Origin of the sequence: Actinophytocola sp. (assembly GCF_050699935.1) — a bacterium.
Lineage (GTDB): Bacteria > Actinomycetota > Actinomycetes > Mycobacteriales > Pseudonocardiaceae > Actinophytocola.
In genome coordinates, this window is record NZ_JBOHGB010000279.1 from 1 (window position 1) to 3,450 (window position 3,450).

At 73.9% G+C, this 3,450-nt stretch carries 1 protein-coding gene; it reads right to left on the bottom strand.

What is annotated here, in order from left to right:
- A partial coding sequence (locus ACRDTB_RS37765) for a S41 family peptidase (RefSeq protein WP_431437072.1) occupies positions 1-3,082 on the bottom strand: 3,082 nt, incomplete at its 3' end.
- Positions 3,083-3,450: the final 368 nt, after the last annotated feature.

Below are 3,450 nucleotides of genomic sequence, written 5' to 3' on the forward strand. Positions count from 1 at the left end.
GATCCACGCCGTAGTTCTCCATGCCCCAGGCCGAGCCGCGCATCCACGTCGCGTACTGCGGCTGCGTCACGAGCGTGCCGTCGACGAGGTGGTAGCGCATGTCGATGCCGATCACGCCGCCCCACGTGCGCACGCCCACGACCGGGCCGATGCCGAGCGTCTTGATCGCGGCGTTCACGATGTCGCCGTCCGAGCCGGAGAACTCGTTCGCCACAGCCACGACCGGGCCGCGCGGGGCGTCGTAGGGATAGCTCTCCGCCCGCCGGCCGTTGCGGCTGACCTGCCAGCCGATGATCGTGCGGCCCAGCTTCTCCACCACCAGCTGCGACAGGTGCCCGCCGCGGTTCTCCCGCACGTCGACGATCAGCCCCTCGTGCCGGACCTCCAGACGAAGGTCGCGGTGCAGCTGCGCCCAACCGTTGGCGACCATGTCCGGCACGTGCAGGTACCCGAGCCGCCCGTCGCTGGCCTCGCGCACGTACGCGCGCCGGCCGGCGACCCAGTCGTGGTAGCGCAGCAACATGTCGTCCAGCAGCGGCACCACGACCACGCTGCGCGACGCCCCACCGCCCGCCGGCCCGATGCTCAGCTCCACGGGCTTGTCCGCGGTGCCCGCGAGCAGCGGGCCCGGCCCCGTACCGGTGTGTACCGGGCGGCCGTCGACGGCCAGGATCGCGTCGCCCGCCCGGACCGCGACGCCCGGCGCACGCAGCGGCGAGCGGGCCCGCGGGTCGGACGACTCGCCGGGCAGGATCCGCGTGACCCGCCACAGGCCGTCGTCGCCGCGGGCGAGGTCGGCGCCGAGCAGGCCGATCCGCCGCGCCGACTCGTACCCGCCGCCCGGTGGGGACACGTACGCGTGCGAGGTGCCCAGCTCGCCCTGCAACTCCCACAGCAGGTCGACCAGTTCGTCGTGCGAGCCGACGGTGTCGACCAGCGGCCGGTACCGCTCGCGCGCGGCGGACCAGTCGACGCCGCCCATGTCCGCGCGCCAGAAGTGGTCGCGCATCAGCCGCCACGCCTCGTCGAACGACTGCCGCCACTCCGCCCCCGGGTCGACCTGCACCCGCACCCGGGACAGGTCGACCTTCGCGTCGGCACCGTCGGAGTCGCCGTCGGACTTGCGGTCGGCGCCCTGAACCCGCAGCGTGCCGCCGTCGCGCACGACCAGCCGCTCGCCGTCGCCGGTGGCCCATACGTCGTCGACGCCGTCAGCGAGCGACTCGAGCTTGCGCTTGGCGAAGTCGTACCGCTCGAGCACCGGGCGGTGCTCGTCGTCGTCCACGAGGTCGCCGTCCTCGCCGAGTACGCCGGACAGCGGATCGTGCAGCCAGACCAGGCCGCCCTTCACCGCCCGCAGCTCCGAGTACCGCGCGGCCGGCACGGGGACCGGGACGACGCGGTCGGCCAAGCCCTCGATGTCGACGGCGGTGCGGGGCGCGCCGTCGTCGTCGTGCTCGTGGTCGTGCTTGTCCTTGCCGTCGTCGTCCTCGACCGGGCGCCCGCGCAGCTGCGGGGAGAACGGCGAGGGCGTGGTCGCGGACAGCGGCACGAGGTGCGGGCGCGCGCCGTTGGTGAACGACATGTCGAACACGTGCACGTCGTAGACCGGGTCGAAGCTGCGCTGGGACAGGAACGCCAGGTGCTTACCGTCCACTGTGAACACCGGGTCGTAGTCGACGAAGCGGACCGGCGTGACGTCCACGATGGACAGATCGGTCGTGCTGGCCATCCTGATGTGCCGCAACGGGATCGGCCCCGGGTGCGACCACGCGAGCCAGCCGGAGTCGGGCGAGAACGCTAGGTCGATCGGGTCGCCGTCGTCGCTGCTTACGACTTCGCGCAGCTCTCCGGTGTCCGCGTCGACCAGCAGCACCCGGCCGTCGTGGGTGGCCACCGCGATCCGCCGGCCGTCCGGCGCGGCCGCGAGCTCGAGGACCCGGCCCAGCTGCCCGGTGCCGATGCGGCGCGGCGGTGAGCCTTCGGGCAGCCCGTCGACCGGCGCGATCTCCAGCGCGTCCTCGCCGTCGGCGTCGGTCACCCAGACGACCTGCTCGCCGAGCGTGCGCGGCAGCCGGGCGCGCACGCCGGGCTCGGCGGCGAGCGCGCGGACCGGGCCGTCGCGGTGGGTGAGCCAGTGGACGGTGCCGCGGACCTCGACCGCGCTCCCCCGCCCGGTGTGGTCGGGCCCGACGTCGCCGAGCTCGTCGCCGGCGCGCACGGGGTAGGGCACGCGCGCGGTCCGCGGGCCGCCGAGGCGAATGTCGAGCTCGCGCGGCTCCGCGTTCGTGTCACCGTCGCCCAGCCCGTCGACGAGCCAGAGGCGGCCCGCGCGGTGGAAGATCACGCGGGTGCCGTCGGTGGTGGCGTTGCGCGCGTAGAACTCGCCGGGCGCGTCGACCGGGTGGCGACGCAGGTCGCTGCCGTCGGGCAGGCAGGAGTAGAGGTCGCCGACGCCCTCGTGGTCGGACAGGAACGCGAGCCGCTCGCCCACCCACATCGGCGAGGAGAGGTTGCCGGGCAGCTCGGCCTGGAAGCGGGCGAACTCGCCGTCGCCGTTCGCGTCCAGCCACAGCTTGCCGGCGGTGCCGCCGCGGTAACGCTTCCACCAGGCGGGCTCGCGGGAGAACGGGCCGAGCAGCAGGACTCCGCCGTCCGGGTCGAACGCGAGCCCGCCGACCGGTCCGTAGGGCAGCCTTTTCCGGTCGCCACCATCGGTCGCGATCTCGTAGGCCCAGCTCTGGCGCGTGGAGTGCTGGTCGACGGTGCTGCTGGCGAGGACGGCGCCGCCGTCGCGGGACCAGCCGAGCACCTCGGTGTTGACGTCGCCCCAGTAGGTCAGCCGGCGGCTCGGGCCACCGTCGGCGGACGCGAGGTGCACCTCCGGCTCGACGTCGCGCCAGCTGGTCCAGGCGAGCAGGGAGCCGTCCGGGGAGAAGCGCGGCGAGCTCACGGCGGCCTGGTCGGCGGAGACCCGCCAGGCGCGGCCCCCGTCGAGCGGGGCCAGCCACACGTCGTCCTCGGCGACGAAGGTCACCAGGTCGCCGTGCAGGTGGGGATGGCGGAGGTAGGAGTCGGTCACGCCGCCACGTTAGCCGCGCCCCCCGACGCCCCAATCCCCCGCTCCGCCCCCTCGCGAGTCCCCGCTCTGGTCCGCGAGTCCCCACTCCCGCACACGAGTTTCCGGTTCACGACCGCGAGTCCAACGCTCCGGTACCGCGAGTCCAACGCTCGAGACTCGCGAGTCCAACACCCAGAACCCGCGAGTTCCCCGTTCCGGACACGCGAGTCCCGCGCTCGCGGGCACCGAAGCGTCTGAATCGCCAGACCCGAGCGTTGGGGACTGTTGGACACGCGAGTCCGGAGCGTTGGACACGCGGGTCCGGAGCGTTGGACACGCGGGTCCGGAGCGTTGGACACGCGGGTCCGGAGCGTTGGACACGCGGGTCC